This is a genomic window from Mucilaginibacter gotjawali, from assembly GCF_002355435.1.
GTDB classification, from domain to species: Bacteria; Bacteroidota; Bacteroidia; order Sphingobacteriales; family Sphingobacteriaceae; genus Mucilaginibacter; species Mucilaginibacter gotjawali.
In genome coordinates, this window is the sequence record NZ_AP017313.1 from 2,228,476 (window position 1) to 2,247,097 (window position 18,622).

The following is an 18,622-nucleotide window of genomic DNA, read 5'->3' on the forward strand; positions in this document are numbered from 1 at the left end:
TGGTAGACGCAATACTTTGCGTCTACCGAAGGTAATTTATCAGAGATGTCCCGATATATCGGGGCGTTTCCGCGGATATTATGCAAACCAGGCCATTACCACGTCTTTTGCAGGCATGGTGATTTCCAGCTTTAATTTTTTGCGCATGCCGCCCAGATCGTTAAATACTTTGTTGGGGTTGGCAGCTTTTAGCTCTTCAACGGTATTAAATCCCATTTTATTTAAAACAGGCACCCATTCGGCAGGGACGCCGATATTGGTAAAATCTTCGGCGGTGGTTACCCTTGCTTTTTTCTCGGGGCGCATTTGAGGGAAGAACAATACCTCCTGTATGGTGCTCTGGTTGGTCATCAACATTACCAGCCTGTCGATGCCGATGCCTAAACCTGAGGTTGGCGGCATCCCGTATTCAAGTGAACGCAAAAAGTCGTCGTCCATCGCCATCGCTTCGTCATCACCACGGCCGGCAAGGATCAGCTGTTCCTCCAAACGTTCACGCTGGTCTATCGGGTCGTTTAATTCCGAATAAGCATTGGCTATTTCCTTTCCGTTTACAAACAGTTCAAAACGTTCCACAAGGCCATTTACGCTGCGGTGTTTTTTGGCCAGTGGGGTCATTTCAATCGGGTAATCAGTAATATAGGTAGGCTGGATCAAATTGGCTTCAACTTTGGCGCTGAAGATTTCATCGATCAACTTGCCTTTGCCCATGCTGTTGTCTACTTCAATTTCCAGCTCTGCGCAAGTTTGGCGCAGGGCGGTTTCGTCCATCGCCGAAACATCGATACCCGTATATTTCAGGATAGAATCGTACATGGATAGTTTTTCATACGGCCCGGCAAAGTTAATTTCGTTGGCGCCAACCTGTACCACGGGGATGCCATGTACGGCCCGGGTTACTAATTCCAAACATTCCTCTACCATGGCCATCATCCAGTTATAGTCCTTGTAGGCCACATAGATCTCCATGCTGGTAAATTCCGGGTTATGGGTGCGGTCCATTCCTTCGTTGCGGAACATCTTGCCAAACTCATACACGCCATCAAAGCCAGCTACAATAAGGCGTTTTAAATACAGTTCATTGGCAATGCGCAAAAACAGCTGCATATCCAATGTGTTATGGTGCGTTGCAAAAGGGCGCGCGGCTGCGCCGCCATGTACGGGCTGTAATATCGGTGTTTCCACTTCCAGCCAGCCCTGTTTGTTAAAGTAATCGCGCATGCTGCTGATCACTTTGGAGCGTTTGATAAAGATCTGTTTAAATTCCGGGTTAACGGTAAGGTCGACATAGCGCTGGCGGTAGCGTTGCTCCGGATCCGTGAACGCATCATGAATATTGCCTTCCTCATCGCGTTTTACAATAGGCAAAGGCTTTAAGGATTTTGACAATAGCGTCATTTCCTGCACATGTACCGATATTTCGCCGGTTTGGGTTAAAAACACATAGCCTTTAACGCCGATAAAGTCGCCTATATCCAGCAGCTTTTTAAAAACGGTATTGTACAGGGTTTTATCCTCGCCGGGGCAAATATCATCGCGTTTAATGTAGATCTGGACGCGGCCGGTTGAATCCTGCAATTTGGCAAATGAAGCGCTGCCCATAATATTACGGCTCATGATACGGCCTGCAATGGTTACGGATTTATAATTGTCAGGGAACCGCTCAAAATTATCGGCTATTTCTTCTGCAGTGGCTGTCACTTTATATTCTTCGGCGGGATAGGGGTTAATACCTAAAGCTCGAAGCTGTTTTAATGATTCGCGGCGTAAAATTTCCTGTTCGGATAGTGCAATACTCATATTTTCAATAAAGCTCCAAAGGTAGTTTTTTTAGTCCGAAAGTCGGTAAAGTCAGTAAAGTCCGGAAGGAAAAGTTTGTGGGATTTTATGTTTTCTTTAACAAAAAGTCATCCTGAGCTTGTCTCGGGACCTCATCAACTTGCCAATATGCCCGCCGTCGCCCTTTGTGCAATATTTCAGTGTCTACTTTTACGCAGATGCCGAAATAAATTCGACATGACGGTTGGTGATTTTTGTATTGGTATGAATAACTTTACCCCATGAATTTAAAAGTAATTGCTTTTGATGCGGACGATACCCTTTGGGTAAATGAACCCTATTTCAGGCATACAGAAGAGCAGTTTTATAATTTATTGGGCGAGTTCTCTTCGCAGCAGGGTTTGGAGCGGGAGCTGTTTAAAATAGAAATAGAAAACCTTAGCTTTTATGGTTACGGCATTAAAGGTTTTGTGTTGTCGATGATTGAAACAGCACTAAAGGTTACCAATAACAAAATAAGCACCGATGTGATCGGGAAGATCATTGAATTGGGTAAGGAAATGATGAACCAGCCGATTGAACTGCTGGACGGTGTTGAAGAAGTGCTGGAAGCCCTGAAAGATAAATACCGGCTGGTAGTGGCCACCAAAGGCGACTTGCTGGACCAGGAACGTAAATTAAAAAAATCCGGCATCAGCCATTATTTTCATCATATCGAGATTATGAGCGAAAAGGATGATGCCAATTACCGGAAACTGATTAAGCACCTCGATATTCATCCAAATGAATTGCTGATGGTAGGCAATTCCCTGAAAAGCGATATTTTACCGGTATTAAACGTCGGCGGCCACGGTGTTCATGTGCCTTACCATATCACCTGGGCGCACGAACATATTGAGGATACTATTGACGATGAAAAGTTTAAGAGTGTTGAGGGGATAAGGGAGATATTGGGGTTTTTGTAGGAGCACTTTAGATTTGACAACTTTTCAGAAGTTGTCAAATCTTTAAATTCAAAAAAGTAATTAAACCCGAACCCGATAGCTATCGGGGCGAAATTCCGAATTCCGAGAGACTGTAAATTCATCAATCCGCCTCCGCTTCCTGTAAATACATTTCATCGATAGGTTGAGCGTATTTTTTCTCAATCACCTTGCGTTTTGCCTTCATAGTAGGGGTGATCTCGCCATCGTCAATACTGAATGGTTTGCGTTTTACTTTAAAATGCTTGATGCGCTCAAATTTGGCCAATTCGTTGGAGAGACGTTTGATGTCCTGTCCAACCCAGTCCACAATCTCTTTATCTTCAATAAACCAATCAGGCTTTTCGAAAAAGCTTTCAGGTAAATTAAAAGCTTCCTGCAGGCTTTCTTTTGATGGTACAATAATGGCGGTAATGTATTCCCGTTTATCGCCTACTAAAAATACCTGCTCGATTTTCGGGCTCTTTAAGTAGGTGTTTTCAACCGGTGTAGGGTAAATGTTTTTACCATAGGCATTTACCAGCATATTCTTCAAACGGTCGGTAATTTGCAGGTTGCCGCGGTAATAGCGGCCAATATCGCCGGTGTGGAACCAGCCATCGGGATCGATCACTGATGCGGTTTCCTCAGGTTTATTCCAGTAGCCTTTCATTACGCAATGCCCGCGTACAATGATTTCGCCTTCTTCCGATTGAAAATCTTCTTTAAAGGTATCATGCGTTTGGATGGTGTAAATCTGTTTGGTATCCACGTTTTGGATAGCTACTTCAATACCCGGGATAATACGGCCCACGGTACCATAAATAATACGATCGGTTTCGGTAACGGCCATTACGGGCGAAGTTTCTGTCAAGCCAAAACCTTCCAGTATTTTTATGCCGAGGTCGCCAAAGAACTCGCCAATATTTTTTGGTAAAGCCCCGCCGCCGGAAAGCATGATCTTTAAACGGCCGCCGGTTTTTTCCTTGATCTTGCTGAAAACCAGCTTTTCAGCAAGTTTATGCTGCTGGCTTAAAATAAGGCCCGGCTTTTTGCCGGCTTCTTTTACCAGCCTCAGTTCGCGGCCAATTTTTAACGACCACAAAAATATTTTCGACTTAACACCGCCAGCAGATGTGCCGTTTTTCATCGCGCGGTCGTGAATGCGTTCCAGCAGGCGCGGCACGCAGTTCATTACCGTTGGCCTTACTTCGGCCATATTTTTTGCCAGCAGGTCCAGGCTTTGGGCGAAGGCAATTTTACTGCCGGTGTACAGGCAGATATGGTAGGTAGCGGTGCGTTCAAAAACATGGGAAAGGGGCAGGAATGATAAAAATATATCGTCTTTAACAATGATAGGGATCTGTATCAGGCTCACCCTCGCGTTTTCAGTAAGGTTAAAATGGGTAAGCATTACGCCTTTTGGTGTGCCTGTTGTACCCGAAGTATAAATTAAACAGGAAAGATCGGATGGTAAAATAGCTTCGCGGGCAATGATTATTGCCGAGCGGTGTTTTTCAACCAGTTTACTGCCTTCTTCTATCAATTGACCGAAGCTGATGACGCCGGCGTTGAGGTTTAGTTTGCTGGTGAATTTTTCAAACTCATCAAATGCCGGGATCAGCCTCACCAATGCCGGGCAGTTATTGGCTACTTTAAGCACTTTGCGAAATAAAAAGGGGTTGCCGCACAAAATGGTACGGGCGCCGGAGTCATTTAAAATATACTCAATTTCTGCTTCGCTGAGGGTGGGATATATAGATGTATTGATAGCGCCTAATTGTTGTAAGGCCTGGTCGTAATAAACATAATCCGGGCCGTTTTCAATGATCAATGCCAGGCGGTCGCCTTTTTTTATACCGATTTCGAGAAAATAAGCAGAAATAGCGTCAATTTTTTCCAGCGCTTCTTTATAGCTGATATCTATCCAGGTATCGCCCACTTTATGCGTCATAAAGGTATGGGTATCCGGGTGGATATTTTTTACAATATTCCGGATGAGGCCAGGAATGGTTGATTTATCGGCTGCCGTGTTCATTAAGTTTGTTTTAGTGATCAGAGATTGATGATCAGAGATAAGTTTAACTTATCTGTAATCCTTCATGCCTGATAAATAGTTTAAAGGGTTTATATCGCTAACAAATCTAAATTATTTGGCAATAAAAGCAAACAGGTATTTACCGGGTTTGCGCTTTATCCCATCTTTCAAAATGCCTTCGCCATGGGCCATTAATTTACTGATACCATCTTTTTAAATCAAATTGCAGCTTTTTACTAATCTAACCCGTTAACAGGTGCAACAACATTTCGTGTTTTGTGAAAAAGTGGCATTCAGTTGCAATAAAACACCTGTTTGCTACCACAATTGTCCTAAATTATCTATATCAGCCAGGTGTTTTTTTTTAATAACTAATTGAATTTAAATAAACTATAAATCGGAGCGATTAATATATTTAATATTAGCCTTCATGTTATTTGCTATTACTTATAAACAAGCGTTACTTTGATTTGCCGGTAAGGTTTTTTTTAGGGAACACATAAACCTACCGAAATAAAATCAATTATGAATACAGACGATGATCAAAAAAGCTTTCGGAAATAAATAAATCCGATTTTGTGTCCTATGTAAATTTTTATGATTCTGCATGGCGAAAATTGCTGACCGGAACTGACTGAGCCGCCTTGAAACGGGCGCTGCGGGCAGTTTCAAAATAATAATCCCAAAACCAATTACTAAAAAATATATTAAAAAGTAATACACCCGATTTGTCATCCTAATAAAATAATATGAAAAAGTTCAGTCGTTTTTTATTTAGCGCAGCGTTATTTTGCTGCGTCATTCCGATAGCTGCGGTAGCACAATCTGAAAATTCCTATCCACCGCAATATGGTAAACCTTACAGGGATATGCCAGACAGTCGCGATGTTATGTTATACCAGGTAAATACCCGCTCGTTTAGTAAAGATGGTAAATTAAGTGCCGTAACCGCGCGTTTGGATTCCATTAAGGCGCTGGGAGTTAATATGATCTATTTAATGCCGATCTACCCGGTTGGTGTGCTTAAATCCACAAATTCACCTTATGCTACACGGGACTATAATGAGGTGGGTAAGGAGTTTGGCACGCTGGACGATCTGCGCGCACTGGTAGATGGCGCCCATCAACGAAAAATAGCCGTAATGCTGGATATTGTTGCGAATCATACCTCATGGGATAATCCATGGATAGCTAACAAAGGGTGGTATGAGCAGGATTCAACCGGTAAAATTAAATATCCCCAAAACTGGTATGACGTTGCCCAGCTGAATTTTAAAAACAGCGATATGCGGCTTGCGCTGATCCATGCCATGAAATCATGGGTATTTAAAGCCAATATCGATGGTTTCCGCTGTGATTACGCTGACGGCCCGCCCGCCGACTTTTGGAAACAGGCATTGGATACCCTGAACAATATCAAGACACACAAGTTGTTGTTTTTAGCAGAAGGAAGCCGCGCATCAAATTATTCAGTTGGATTTGATTACAATTTTGGCTTCAACTTTTTTGGACACATGAAAGCCATCTTCGAAAGAAACAGGTCTGTTAAAACAATAGACACGGTTAATAAAAGGGATTATGAAGGCGCTGCAGACGGGCAGGCCATGGTAAGGTATTTAACTAATCATGATGTAAATAGTTCGGACGGTACGCCACTTGATCTTTTTGGAGGCAAAAAGGGATCAATGGCTGCGTTTGTAGTGGTGGCCTATATGAAAGGGATCCCGATGGTTTATAATGGCCAGGAAATTGCCACTCCATACCGGCTGGTCTTCCCGTTTACCGGCACCAAAATAGATTGGAGCCTGGGCGCTGCCAACCAGGATGTAACTGCCGAATATAAGAGAATTATTGCTTTCCGGAATAAAAGCGAGGCCATCCGGCGCGGAATATTAAACTCGTACAGTAGCGACGATGTTTGCGTTTTTACCAAAGAATCAGGATCCCAAAAGGTATTGGTGCTGTCTAACTTACGCAATAAAGCGGTTACCTATACGGTACCGGCGGGTTTGCTTAATACATTATGGAAGGACGCTTTTAATGGTAAAAAAACAACTGTAGCAGCCGAAGTTAGCCTTGCGCCATATCAGTACATGGTGTTGAAAAATTAAACCGGCAGGATAGAGGTTTTTTAAATTTTGCTTTGCGCTGATATCGCCGCAGGTTAGCTTGACAGCATTTAGCTGCCTAAGCTACCCCGGCTTTTTTATGGCCGTTTGTCTCTACGCATGCTGTCTGTGTCTCAACGCCCCGTTGTCCGTGTCTCAACGCGCTGTTGTCTGTGTCTCGACGCTCCGGGGCTGATCTTTTTGGTCAGCCCCGGGGGAGGGAAAGTGCATAAAAAAACCGACCCTAAACCAATAGCATCGGTGCAATCCTTTTCGAATCGGTGTAATCCAAATAAATTACACCGAAAAACTCTCGCCGCAGCCGCAGGTACGGCTGGCGTTAGGGTTATGGAAATTAAAACCTTTACCATTAAGCCCGTCCGAAAAATCAAGTTCGGTGCCGGCCAGGTAAAGGAATGATTTCATATCGAGGGCAAATTTAACGCCGCGGTCCTCAAAAAACTGATCGCCTTTTTTTATCTCGTTATCAAAATCGAGATTATACGATAAGCCCGAACAACCACCTCCCTTAACAGAAACCCTCAGGAAATAGGAGCCATCAAGCCCCGCATCCTGCATCAGGTGGTCTATTTTGCTTTTTGCTTTATCTGTTACAGTTACCATTTTTTAGTCTTAAGTCCTGAGTCGTAAGTCTTAAGTCCGAACCATTGTTCAAACTACTTACAGCTCTCTACTCACCACTCACTAATTTAGTGGTGTACTTTTTCTGATTCAATTGGCGCCATGCCGTTTTTTACGCGGAAATCATTGATGGCGGCTTTAATTGCATCCTCGGCTAATACCGAGCAATGTATTTTTACCGGCGGCAGGGCCAGTTCTTCAACAATATCCATGTTGTCAATCTTCATGGCATCATCGATGCTTTTGCCTTTCAGCCATTCTGTTGCTAATGATGACGAAGCGATTGCTGATCCGCAGCCAAATGTTTTAAATTTAGCATCGGTGATTACATTGTCTTCACCTACCTCAATTTGCAGGCGCATCACGTCGCCGCACTCAGGTGCACCCACCAGGCCGGTACCAACTTTGTGGCTGCTTTTATCCAAAGTGCCCACGTTGCGCGGATTGGTGTAGTGATCGATTACTTTATCTGAATATGCCATATTTTTGTAATTTGAAGATTTTATAATTTGAAGATTTGAAAATTCATCTTCGTTTATGTTAAATAATTTCGTTTTTGCATTAAGCGGCAATTTTCAAATTTTCAAATTACCACATTTTCAAATCAATTAGTGTTCTGCCCACTCTATTTTGCTCAGGTCGACACCTTCTTTAAACATTTCCCAAAGCGGTGAAAGCTCGCGGAGGTGGTTAACTGATTTTTTGTTACTTCAATGGCGTAATCTACTTCCTCTTCGGTAGTAAAACGGCCAAGGCCGAAACGGATAGATGAATGCGCCAGGTCATCAGACAGGCCCAGGCTTTTTAATACATATGATGGTTCCAGTGAAGCCGAAGTACAGGCAGAACCTGACGATACTGCCAGATCTTTCATCGCCATCATCAAACCTTCACCTTCAACGTATTTGAAGGAGATATTGGCTACATGCGGCAAACGGTGTTCAACGTTTCCGTTTACATAGCTTTCTTCCAATTCCAATAAGGAAGTCTGTAATTTATCGCGCAGGGCAGATAAGCGTTTTGCTTCGCTTTCCATTTCCTGGCCGCATAATTCACAGGCTTTACCTAAACCTACAATGCCGGGAACGTTTAAAGTGCCAGAACGCATGCCGCGTTCGTGACCGCCGCCGTCCATCTGTGCGGTAACTTTAACCCTTGGGCCCTTGCGGCGTACATACAATGCGCCAACGCCTTTAGGTCCGTATATTTTATGTGCCGATAGTGCCAGCAGGTCTATACCGTCAGTATTTACATTAACCGGGATCTTACCAACCGCCTGTACGGCATCTGTCATAAACAAGGCGCCATGTTTATGGGCAATAGCCGAAATTTCTTTTATAGGTTGTATAACGCCGATCTCGTTGTTGCCATACATCACCGAAACCAAAATAGTTTCGGGGGTCATGCTTTGCTCAAGCAATTCCAGGTCAACCAGGCCGTCTTCCTTAACAGGAAGGTAAGTTACCTTACCGCCCAATTTTTCCACGTGTTTACAGGCGTCAAGTACCGCTTTATGTTCGGTAACGGTGGTAACGATGTGGTTGCCTTTCTCTTTATACATTTCAAACACGCCTTTTATAGCCAGGTTGTCTGATTCGGTAGCGCCTGAAGTAAAGATGATCTCTTTTTCGCTGGCACCAATCAGTTTGGCTACCTGCTCGCGGGCATAATCAACACCTTCTTCAGCTACCCAGCCAAACGGATGGTTACGGCTTGCGGCGTTGCCAAACTTTGTGGTAAAATAAGGCAGCATAGCTTCCAAAACCCTGGGATCCATGGGGGTTGTGGCGTTATTGTCTAAATATATCGGGAGGTTCATATTTCTTTAAATACTTAACAGTACAAAAGTAAATAAAGTTTATTTAAAATCATTAAAAATAAGGAGAAATTGCCTTAAGCCACCAATAATTTACAATATTTGGACATGAACAAGATAGAGCACATCGGCATTGCGGTGAACGATTTAACCGCGTCGGGCAGTTTGTATGAAAAATTATTGAATACAACTATCTATAAAACAGAGGATGTGCCATCTGAATATGTTAAAACAGCCTTTTTACACAGCGGGCCCAATAAAATAGAGTTGCTGGAGGCTTCGGATGAGAACAGCCCGATCGCCAAATTCCTAACCAAAAAAGGGGAGGGGATCCATCATATTGCTTTTGAGGTAGACGATATAAAGGCCGAAATGGCCCGGTTGAAAAGCGAGGGTTTTGTTTTGTTAAATGAGGAGCCCAAACGCGGCGCGGATAACAAATTAGTTTGTTTTGTGCATCCGAAGAGTGCGGGTGGGGTTTTGGTGGAATTGTGCCAGGAGATTGCTTTTAATAGTCGCTGATTTTGTTATAACCTATTTATATGAAGTTGTTTTTACGTTTGATTTTTGCTGCTTTTCTTATAAATACAGGCTGCAAACAACCGGTAGCCCCAGTAGATAAAAACCCATGGAGTGTTTTGACAATTAGGTTAGAGAATTATGAAGAAATAACAATTAATAATATTGATGACACCTCGAAAGTGAAGTTTTATGACAAAGGTACCTTTTTAGGTGGCTACCACAAGCTAAGGGTAGATTCTGTGAAATCGTATTTTACAATGGCTGAAAAAGACACCTTATATCAGTTGGTCGAGGAAATCATAGCAAAGCCAATAAATCCTAAGCATCGGTGTACTGATTTTGTTGGGGAGTTAAGTTTGGTTGTTGATTATGGCAAATTTCTTGAGCCCGGTTCATATAGGCAGTCTGCCCATTACAGCGGAATTTGTAATGTCGATTCGTTGTCTGACGCAGCATCTCATTTAAATAAAATCCTTGAAAGAAAAATAAAGAAAGTTGTTAAATAATAATTGATAAACTTTATTCGGCGCCTCGTTTTGAAACAGATTTTTCGCATTAGCGATGGAAGCGGATACCGGCCATTGTGATTAAGGCCCGTGAAGTATGAGCGGATAGCGCGGCCGGCCTTCTATCAGGCGGGAATGCCCAAATTCTTATTTACAACAAAATAGAAATTCGCAAAGGGTAGCCGCTGACCTGGCAAATTGCCTCTTTATTCACGTGTTACAAAGCGGTAGCCCCTCTGTGGCATTGATTTGGCAACGTGGCAATGGCCTTTAAATACCAGGATACTTATGCTAAAGAAATTGGTTTCAGATCAAATTGTTTTTCTTTAAATAGAAATTATTCTGGGTTTAAATTGCTGATTATCAAAGCGAAAAAAACATGAACGACGAGCTGTGATGCATGAACTAAAAAAACTTGCAGAAATATAAAATAAGTGATACATTTGCACCTCTTTTATAAGAAGTAATAATACAATGAAAAAAGATCTGCACCCTTCAAATTATAGATTAGTTGTTTTTAAAGATATGTCAAACGACTATTCTTTTATAACAAAATCATGCATCGATTCCCGCGAAACAGTGAAATGGGAAGATGGTAACGAATATCCATTGATCAAATTGGAAATTTCGCATACTTCACACCCCTTTTATACCGGTAAAATGAAGCTGGTTGATACTGCAGGGCGTATCGATAAATTCCGTACCCGTTACAACAAAAAATAAGCACCTTGTTTATTTAAAATATTTATAAGTCTTCCGCCCTTTGGCGGAGGACTTTTTTTATTTTTGCGCCATGGCAATTATCCTTTTTGACGATAACGCACACTACACACTACGGCCCTTAACATTTACCCGCCCGGTGGCCGATCTGCGTATCGGTATTTTAACCATTGCCGAAAAGTGGGCCAAATATTTAAACAGCGGTTTTTCATGGCATACCCAGCCCTGGCTGCAAGGTAAATTCCCGGTAAAAATTGAAGCAGAAAACATTTTTATCAATGGTGCCGTTTGCCCGGATGAAGATCTTGCTGAAGCTATAACCCAATTACAGTATGGTGAAGTATTGAAATACGGGGATCAGTTGATCGCTATTAAGTTAAACGAGGATTTTGCTGCAGGTTTTGAAGCTGATGCCGCAGCTGGCACCGTGGTTAACCTGAAACATACCCCTGTTATTATTAAATACCCCGAAGATATTTTCAGAAACAATGATACCGAGCTGCGTAAAGATTTTAAACTGCTCACCAAAGGGCGCAGCAGTGCCAAAATAAGTTCAACCAATACCATTATCGGGAATGATTTTTTTGCCGAAGAAGGCGCTATTGCTGATTGTTCTACCTTTAATACAACCAACGGGCCCATATACCTTGCTGCAAACACCGAGGTTTGGGAAGGCACGCATATCCGCGGGGCCTTTGCCATTTGCGAACATTCGCAGGTAAAAATGGGAACAAAGATTTACGGGGCCACTACTGTTGGGCCCTATTGCAGGGTTGGCGGCGAAATAAATAATGCCGTCATCTGGGGGTACTCCTCCAAAGGGCATGAAGGTTACCTGGGTAATGCGGTGGTTGGCGAATGGTGTAATATCGGCGCCGACTCCAACAACTCCAACCTTAAAAATAATTACGAGGAAGTGAAGCTGTGGGATTACACCAGTCAGCGTTTCCGCAAGACCGGTTTACAATTTTGCGGGCTGATCCTGGCCGATCATTCGAAATGTGCTATCAATACCATGTTTAATACAGGCACGGTAGTAGGGGTGAGCGCCAATATTTTCGGCGCTGGTTTCCCAAGAAATTTTGTGCCTGATTTTTCCTGGGGCGGTTCAGGCGGTTACGAGGTTTATTCAATAAAAAAAATGTTCGGAACCGCTGAAAAGGTTTTCGCCCGCCGCGATCACCGTGATTTTGATGAGCATGAAAAGGAAATATTAAAGAAGGTATTTGAATTGACAGAGGAACACCGCAGGTTTTGAGACCCAGGTAGGGGCGCAAAAATTTGCGCCCTCGTTTGCGCAATCAATTTGCGCCCTCGTTTGCGCAATCAATTGCGCCTGCGTCGTAAATTAATATTGAATTAAAGAACACAATACAAGCGGGCGCAAAATATTGCGCTCCTACAGATAAAAACAAACAACCAAACATTAACATGAGAAAAAAAATTGTTGCCGGAAACTGGAAAATGAACCTGGATTATAACGAAGGTTTAAGCTTATTTTCAGAAGTGATCAATATGGTAAAGGATGAAATTACAGGAAATCAGCAGGCGGTAGTTTGCAGCCCATATATTCATCTGCATAGCCTTGCTCAACTGGCAAAAGGTTATACTAAAGTTTCGGTGGGCGCTCAAAATGCTCACCAGGCAGAGTCAGGCGCCTATACCGGTGAGATCTCAGCAAAAATGATCAAATCTGTTGGCGCTGAATATGTGATCCTGGGTCACTCGGAACGTCGCCAGTATTTTGGCGAAGACAATGCTTTGTTAGCTAAGAAAACTGATACCGCTTTAAAAAATGGATTGAAACCAATTTTCTGCATCGGCGAAACCTTACAGGAGCGCGAAGCCAACCAGCATTTAGATATCATCAAAAGCCAGCTGGTTGAGGGTGTTTTCCATCTGGATGAAGCACAATTTGTACAATTAGTTATCGCTTATGAGCCTGTTTGGGCAATTGGTACAGGGGTAACAGCATCATCAGGCCAGGCACAGGAGATCCATGCCTTTATCCGTAAAGAGATCGCTGCAAAATACGGTCAGGCTGTTGCTGAAAACACCACCATTTTATACGGTGGCAGCTGTAACCCCAAAAATGCCCCTGAATTATTTGCCTGTGCCGATATTGATGGTGGATTGATAGGCGGCGCTTCGCTAAAATCACGCGACTTTGTTGATATCGTGAAGGTTTTTAATTGAATTTCAATTTAAGGGATGGCCATTCAGCGAACAAAACAAAGTTTTGGTAAACGGGTAGCAAAAATATTTTTACCTGTTTTAATTGCGCTGAATGTACCATTGCTTTGTATCCAGGTTGATTCACTGCTAAATCCTATTGATCTGTCAGAAGCAGGTAAATGGGCAATGGCTGGCTCCCAGGCTTTTGATTATTACATTGTGCCTGCCGTGCTGCTGGTGCTTGTTATAGTGCAGTGGTTAATCCTTGTGCCGGTGTGGAACAGGTGGCTGTTTAAATTTCGGCGGGTGCTGTTATCCTCATTGTTTACCGGTATCCTTATTTCGGTGCTCATTGCCGCATTGCTTGGGTATTGTACCTGGTCAAACCAACTGGGGCCAAGCATCAATCAATCTAATACAACTGAATTAATTAATTTGATTTTTTTGATGAGCAGCTTTATTGTGGCTTATTGTATTTTAAATATTATTACGCTCTATTTTTTAGACAGATCATACATCAGGCATTTAAAATCTCAAAAAATCCAGGCAATTTAATGTTAGCGCTTTTACTTTTTACTGATTCATCTGTCAAAAAAAATCACGTTAGCTACATAAAATGAAGAAGCTGTTAAAAGTTCTGTTGCCGCCCTTTATAGGGTTCTGCCTTTATTTTATCGCTATAAGGTATAGTTCTCATTACTTCGACCTGACGATTGGCCAGATAGGTACCGGGAGCCTGCAAGGCTTTATGGCCTATTACAGGTATGCGCTCCCTTTATTGTTCATCGTTGCTGTTTTAACACAGCTGTTAATAATTGTACCCATTTGGAACAAGGTATTGCTTAAGCCGGCCTCTGCCAGGTTTTGGGCGATATTTTCCTTTGTTTTTGTTTGTTTAATCATGGCTGCCGCGCTTAGCTATCCAATTTGGGATAAGGTAACCGGTGTCCATCATTTATTAAAGATTTTTTTATTTATGTCGGCTGTTCAGCTGGTTTATTGGACCATCAATTTTATTACGCTGATCGTCATTGAATAAAAACTTTGCTAAATCCCAACCCTATGAATTACTACGAATTACTGTTTACCACCATTCCTGCCGAAGAGTACCAGCAGGACCTGCTCATTAATGCTTTGGGCGAGATAGGGTTTGATACTTTTGAGGAAGTTGACTTCGGGTTTAAAGCCTATATCCCGACTGATGATTTTGACCAGGAAAAACTGGACAAACAACTGGCGATGTATAAAGACATGTTCTCCTTTAGTTATGAAATAACGCTCATTCCGGAAAAAAACTGGAATGAAGTATGGGAAAGCAACTTTGAACCGATAACTATCGGGGATAAGATTTTTGTGAGGGCGACATTTCACCAGCCGCGGCCCGAATTTCCTTATGAAATTGTGATTGATCCAAAGATGGCATTTGGTACCGGGCACCATCAAACCACGTCCATGATGCTGGAATGGATCCTTGAAACAGACTTTGCCGGTAAAAAAGTACTGGACATGGGGTGCGGCACCGGGATTTTAGCCATTATGGCGGCTAAACTTGGCGCGGGGAAAATTACAGCAATTGATTATGACCCGGTATGCTATGACAGCACCGTCGAAAACACAAAATTTAATGGGCTGAATAATATCATAGCGCTTTGCGGATCGAAAGAAGTAATCCCTGATGAACAATTCGATATCGTCCTCGCCAATATCAACCGCAATATTTTGCTCGACCAGATGGAGCGGTATGCTGAGGTTTTAAAAGAAGGTGGCGAGATATATTTCAGCGGGTTTTATGAAACGCCCGATCTTGATATCATTAAAGCCGAAGCCGGTAAACACGGGCTAAAATACATCAATCATAAAACCAATAAAGATTGGGTGGCAGCAAAGTTTGTGAACTAATAATGAAAGGGCCTGGTTTAAAAGAACGAAAGTAAAAGGAATGTGATATCCTGCCATAGTGATCTTAGCGAATCCTTTGTGCCCCTTGTGGTTGATTTTACCGCAAAGAGCACAAAGAAAGCACTTAGGAGTGCACAAAGAACCAATGCTTCGATGATAACCAGTTCCGATTAGTGCAATGTTATCTGCAAAACAGGGGCTTTAAGCAACCAAATTGTTTAATACCCCAGGGTAAAACGTTTTTTGATGTAGTGATTATTTTCAATCTCATCAACAATGGCTATGGCCATATCTTCAACAGAGATTTCGCATTTTCCCTTGGTATCAAAAACCGGTTCGTCGGTTCCCAGGCGAAATTTACCGGTACGTTCGCCGGGGTGCAGGTTAATTGCGGGGCTTAAAAAAGTCCAGTCTAAATCATTTTCGTTATACAAAATATTTAAAAAGTCGCGGGCGGCTGTAGCGCCTGCTTTGTATTCGGCCGGAAATTGAGGCCCGTCTACCAATTGTGCGCCATTAATCCTGAGGCTGCCTGCACCACCGACAACCAACAAGCGTTTTATACCTGCTTTTTTTACGGCTTCGCGGATTGATTCAGAACCTTTTATAAAGTCGCTGTAGATTTCAGGATTGGTCCACCCCGGGTTGTAAGCGCTGATCACCGCATCGTTGCCTTTAATCAGTTCGGCTAATTGCCCGGTGTTAAATATATCAGCTGCTACGGTGGTTAAATTTTCACTTTTTGCAGCAATCTTATCCGGGTTGCGCACAATTGTGGTCACCTGGTGTCCGCGGTTTAATAATTCCCCTAAAACCGGGGTTCCTACAAAGCCTGATGCGCCTATTAATACTACTTTCATGTTGGTTTTTTTTAATTGTAATTAAATATGTTACAGTTTTATTTAAATTTTTTTAGTCAAATTGACCGGTAAACTCAGCAAGGGTTTTAGTCACCAGCTTTTCGGTCAGGGTGTCTTCAACTTCTTTATACAAAGTATCCAGGTGTTGGTTTATTTGCCTGCCAACCGGGCAGGCGGGGTTGGGCAAATTTTTGGCCTGCCCTAAAATGGATTGCTGTTTAACGGATTGGTAAATATCCGAAAGCCTGATCGACGTCGCATCTTTGCCAAGCGTATAGCCGCCTGTAGCTCCTTCTTTGCTTGAAATCAAACCATTGTTTCGCAAATTGCTCAGTTCCTTCCTCACCAAAGCGGCATTTGCATTGATACTGGAAGCAATAAATTCGGAGGACAGCAATTCACCTTCCGCTTTGGTAAGTAAGGTCATGATGTGAATTGCTATGGAAAATCTTCCGTTCATTTGTAATAAAAAAAATTACAGATCAAATGTAGTGTTTTTGCCTGTCTAAATCGATTTTTTTAATGATTTGTTTAATTTATTACCGGATGATGATATAACTCGGGCGCAATTCATTTATCAAAAGGCCAATGCCACCGGGTAGTGAATTTAACCAGGTAGAAAAATATTAAAGTTTGTCGATGATTAATTTCCATCCCATTTTATGAGTATACTGGATATTATTTGTACAAATATAAACTGTAATATGCTGGGCGCACAGCCGGATCAATTCAGGGCCATTATAAATCCAGGCACGTTATTGGCCAAACTATGTTTTGGAAAATACGGATTTGAACATAATTTTAGTTGGAAGCGCCTGATCGCAGGTAAAGTGCCGTGCCTTTCAAAAGAATAAGGATTTTTGGGTATCCTGGTGTTGTATTATAATACAAATATAGCTTAGTTAATTGCCTGTTAATAAAAAGATTGAGTGATTATAAAAAAATATTATTCAAAATAGTTGATAATTAGGTATATATTAAATATAATTGTAACTTTATTAACCTATGGGAAACCTATACCCTTAGTTAGACAGACATGAAGACACTAGGAAAAAAAATTCGGTTATTACGTCATCAAAAGGGATGGAGCCAGGAAGATGTGGCAAAGCGGTTAGATATATCTATTCCGGCCTTTTCAAAAATTGAAACAGGTATTACTGACATCAATTTATCGCGGCTTGAACAGATCTCCGCTTTGTTTGAAATGTCGGTAGTGCAATTGCTTACCTTTAGCGATGCTGAACAGGACCAGAAAGTTATTAATGAACTGGAGGTGATTAACAAAAAGTTAATGGACCGCGAAACGGAAGTGATTGACCTGCAAAAGAAAGTTATTGAACTTTTTGAAGAATTGCGCCACAACCGTATTATTGCTTAATACAGCTTTTTGCCGCTATTAAAAAATGCAGCGCATGGTTAAATGTTTTTTCCCGAAAGCAACTCCCATGGCTGCGTGCATAGCCAGCATTTTGTCATTAAAGTCGCCCACCCATGATAATTCCAGTTCTGTGTATTTTTTCAATGGCAAAACGTAATCGCCCAGGGTTATAAATAACGCCGATTCGATACCGTGATTCTGGAATTTTTGTTTTGTGCCCATTACTATGGCCCTCATCCTGGTAACAGCGGTATATTTCATATACAAAAACTTAAGTTTCCCCAACAAATTCAGCTTTCCTTTTAAAGGTTTCAGCATTTGATTGGCATCCGGTAAAATGATCAGGAAAGACGCCGGCTCACCGTTTACATAGGCAAACCAGATCAAATTTTCGTCCATCAATGGCTTCATTTTCTTGAAGCTTTCGAGTATGGTGGCGTAGGTTATCGGTACAAAGTTTTCAAAATCCCGCCAGGCATCGTTGTAAATTTCCATAAAATCGGCCGCAAATTTGTCAATCTCTTTTGCTACCAGGTGTTTAAACTCATAGCCAGGCTTTTTTGTCACCCATTTAGCTATTTTATAAAAGCGCTCCGGAAATGGTTTATATACCTCCAGGTGATTAGTGATCTGGGTATAAAGAATTGTAAAGCCGTAGTTTTCAAAAAACGCCCGGTAATAAGGCGGATTATAATTCATGCCATAGGAGGGATGGGTGAATCCCTCCACCAGCAGGCCCCAAAAAGTATCGTTTTCGCCGAAGTTTATAGGGCCATCCATGGCCTGCATGCCATTTTGGGCAAGCCAATTTTTTGCGGTATCAAACAACAGGAAAGCAGCAGCTTCATCATTTATACATTCAAAAAAACCAATGCCACCGGTAGGCTGTTCGTAGTTGTAAGCTTTTTTATGATTGATGAATGCGCCAATACGACCGATCAGTTTTCCATTTTCATCTGAAAGGATCCAGCGGATGGATTTCCCGTTTTTGTGAAAATTATTTTTCTCCGGGTCGAACACTGCTTCGATATCATTGTCAAGCGGACAAACCCACACTTTGTCATTTTTGTAAATAACGCGTGCTACATCTAAAAAGGCCTTTTTGGTTGATTTATTGTTTACTTCGCTTATGGTCATCTGCTCCCCGGGGAATGTTTTTGATAGATAAAAAAAAGCATCCAGAGGCATAATCTGAATGCTTTACATTAGAATGTATG

18 protein-coding genes and 1 pseudogene are annotated in these 18,622 nt (G+C 42.2%); 11 read left to right on the forward strand and 8 right to left on the reverse strand.

Annotation, left to right across the window (positions count from 1 at the left end; genetic code table 11):
* Positions 1-78 precede the first annotated feature (78 nt).
* Complete coding sequence (lysS, locus tag MgSA37_RS10150; RefSeq protein WP_096351669.1) at positions 79-1,800, reverse strand: lysine--tRNA ligase; 1,722 nt, start codon at positions 1,798-1,800, stop codon at positions 79-81.
* 260 nt (positions 1,801-2,060) lie between these two features.
* On the opposite strand from lysS, the gene MgSA37_RS10155 reads away from it, so the two are divergent.
* On the forward strand, positions 2,061-2,744 hold the full coding sequence (locus MgSA37_RS10155) for an HAD family hydrolase (protein WP_096351671.1): 684 nt from the start codon (positions 2,061-2,063) through the stop codon (positions 2,742-2,744).
* Between the two features lie 121 nt (positions 2,745-2,865).
* Here MgSA37_RS10155 and MgSA37_RS10160 read toward each other — a convergent pair whose 3' ends face one another.
* Positions 2,866-4,779 (reverse strand): AMP-dependent synthetase/ligase, encoded by a 1,914-nt coding sequence (locus tag MgSA37_RS10160; RefSeq protein WP_096351672.1) that lies wholly within the window; start codon positions 4,777-4,779, stop codon positions 2,866-2,868.
* A gap of 749 nt (positions 4,780-5,528) precedes the next feature.
* On the opposite strand from MgSA37_RS10160, the gene MgSA37_RS10165 reads away from it, so the two are divergent.
* Positions 5,529-6,890, forward strand: a complete 1,362-nt coding sequence (locus MgSA37_RS10165) for an alpha-amylase family glycosyl hydrolase (protein ID WP_096351674.1) — start codon at positions 5,529-5,531, stop codon at positions 6,888-6,890.
* A gap of 294 nt (positions 6,891-7,184) precedes the next feature.
* Here MgSA37_RS10165 and MgSA37_RS10170 read toward each other — a convergent pair whose 3' ends face one another.
* The 3 genes and pseudogenes from MgSA37_RS10170 to MgSA37_RS10180 form a co-directional block, all read right to left on the reverse strand.
* On the reverse strand, positions 7,185-7,511 hold the full coding sequence (locus MgSA37_RS10170) for a HesB/IscA family protein (RefSeq protein ID WP_096351676.1): 327 nt from the start codon (positions 7,509-7,511) through the stop codon (positions 7,185-7,187).
* Between the two features lie 86 nt (positions 7,512-7,597).
* Positions 7,598-8,011: a Fe-S cluster assembly scaffold IscU gene (iscU, locus tag MgSA37_RS10175; RefSeq protein WP_096357388.1), complete on the reverse strand. Its 414-nt coding sequence runs from the start codon at positions 8,009-8,011 to the stop codon at positions 7,598-7,600.
* A 126-nt stretch (positions 8,012-8,137) separates the two neighbouring features.
* Positions 8,138-9,348: pseudogene (locus MgSA37_RS10180) on the reverse strand (IscS subfamily cysteine desulfurase).
* 105 nt (positions 9,349-9,453) lie between these two features.
* Here MgSA37_RS10180 and mce point away from each other — a divergent pair.
* The 8 genes from mce (at position 9,454) to prmA (ending at position 15,167) form a co-directional block, all read left to right on the forward strand.
* Positions 9,454-9,867: a methylmalonyl-CoA epimerase gene (mce, locus tag MgSA37_RS10185; protein ID WP_096351677.1), complete on the forward strand. Its 414-nt coding sequence runs from the start codon at positions 9,454-9,456 to the stop codon at positions 9,865-9,867.
* A gap of 20 nt (positions 9,868-9,887) precedes the next feature.
* Positions 9,888-10,373, forward strand: a complete 486-nt coding sequence (locus tag MgSA37_RS10190) for a hypothetical protein (RefSeq protein ID WP_096351680.1) — start codon at positions 9,888-9,890, stop codon at positions 10,371-10,373.
* A 474-nt stretch (positions 10,374-10,847) separates the two neighbouring features.
* Positions 10,848-11,096 (forward strand): type B 50S ribosomal protein L31, encoded by a 249-nt coding sequence (locus MgSA37_RS10195; protein ID WP_096351682.1) that lies wholly within the window; start codon positions 10,848-10,850, stop codon positions 11,094-11,096.
* Positions 11,097-11,166: 70 nt separating this feature from the next.
* Positions 11,167-12,351, forward strand: a complete 1,185-nt coding sequence (locus tag MgSA37_RS10200) for a GlmU family protein (RefSeq protein ID WP_096357390.1) — start codon at positions 11,167-11,169, stop codon at positions 12,349-12,351.
* A 173-nt stretch (positions 12,352-12,524) separates the two neighbouring features.
* Positions 12,525-13,289: a triose-phosphate isomerase gene (gene tpiA / locus MgSA37_RS10205; RefSeq protein WP_096351684.1), complete on the forward strand. Its 765-nt coding sequence runs from the start codon at positions 12,525-12,527 to the stop codon at positions 13,287-13,289.
* 15 nt (positions 13,290-13,304) lie between these two features.
* A complete protein-coding gene (locus tag MgSA37_RS10210; protein WP_096351686.1) occupies positions 13,305-13,823 on the forward strand; it encodes a hypothetical protein in 519 nt (172 codons plus the stop codon).
* Between the two features lie 61 nt (positions 13,824-13,884).
* The gene (locus MgSA37_RS10215; protein WP_096351688.1) at positions 13,885-14,307 is read left to right on the forward strand and encodes a hypothetical protein; all 423 of its coding nucleotides are present in this window, start codon (positions 13,885-13,887) and stop codon (positions 14,305-14,307) included.
* 23 nt (positions 14,308-14,330) lie between these two features.
* Positions 14,331-15,167, forward strand: a complete 837-nt coding sequence (gene prmA, locus MgSA37_RS10220) for a 50S ribosomal protein L11 methyltransferase (RefSeq protein ID WP_096351690.1) — start codon at positions 14,331-14,333, stop codon at positions 15,165-15,167.
* Positions 15,168-15,385: 218 nt separating this feature from the next.
* On the opposite strand, the gene MgSA37_RS10225 is transcribed toward prmA, so the two are convergent.
* Both MgSA37_RS10225 and MgSA37_RS10230 read right to left on the reverse strand, forming a co-directional pair.
* Positions 15,386-16,027 (reverse strand): NAD(P)-dependent oxidoreductase, encoded by a 642-nt coding sequence (locus MgSA37_RS10225; RefSeq protein ID WP_096351691.1) that lies wholly within the window; start codon positions 16,025-16,027, stop codon positions 15,386-15,388.
* Positions 16,028-16,079: 52 nt separating this feature from the next.
* Positions 16,080-16,487 carry an Rrf2 family transcriptional regulator gene (locus MgSA37_RS10230; protein WP_096351693.1) on the reverse strand — a complete coding sequence of 136 codons (408 nt, stop codon included), beginning with the start codon at positions 16,485-16,487 and terminating at the stop codon, positions 16,080-16,082.
* 576 nt (positions 16,488-17,063) lie between these two features.
* Between MgSA37_RS10230 and MgSA37_RS10240 the strand changes: the two genes are divergently transcribed.
* Complete coding sequence (locus MgSA37_RS10240; protein ID WP_096351696.1) at positions 17,064-17,405, forward strand: helix-turn-helix domain-containing protein; 342 nt, start codon at positions 17,064-17,066, stop codon at positions 17,403-17,405.
* 18 nt (positions 17,406-17,423) lie between these two features.
* Here the strand turns inward: MgSA37_RS10240 and MgSA37_RS10245 are convergent, their stop codons facing one another.
* Positions 17,424-18,542 carry an N-acetyltransferase gene (locus MgSA37_RS10245; RefSeq protein ID WP_096357392.1) on the reverse strand — a complete coding sequence of 373 codons (1,119 nt, stop codon included), beginning with the start codon at positions 18,540-18,542 and terminating at the stop codon, positions 17,424-17,426.
* Positions 18,543-18,622 lie beyond the last annotated feature (80 nt).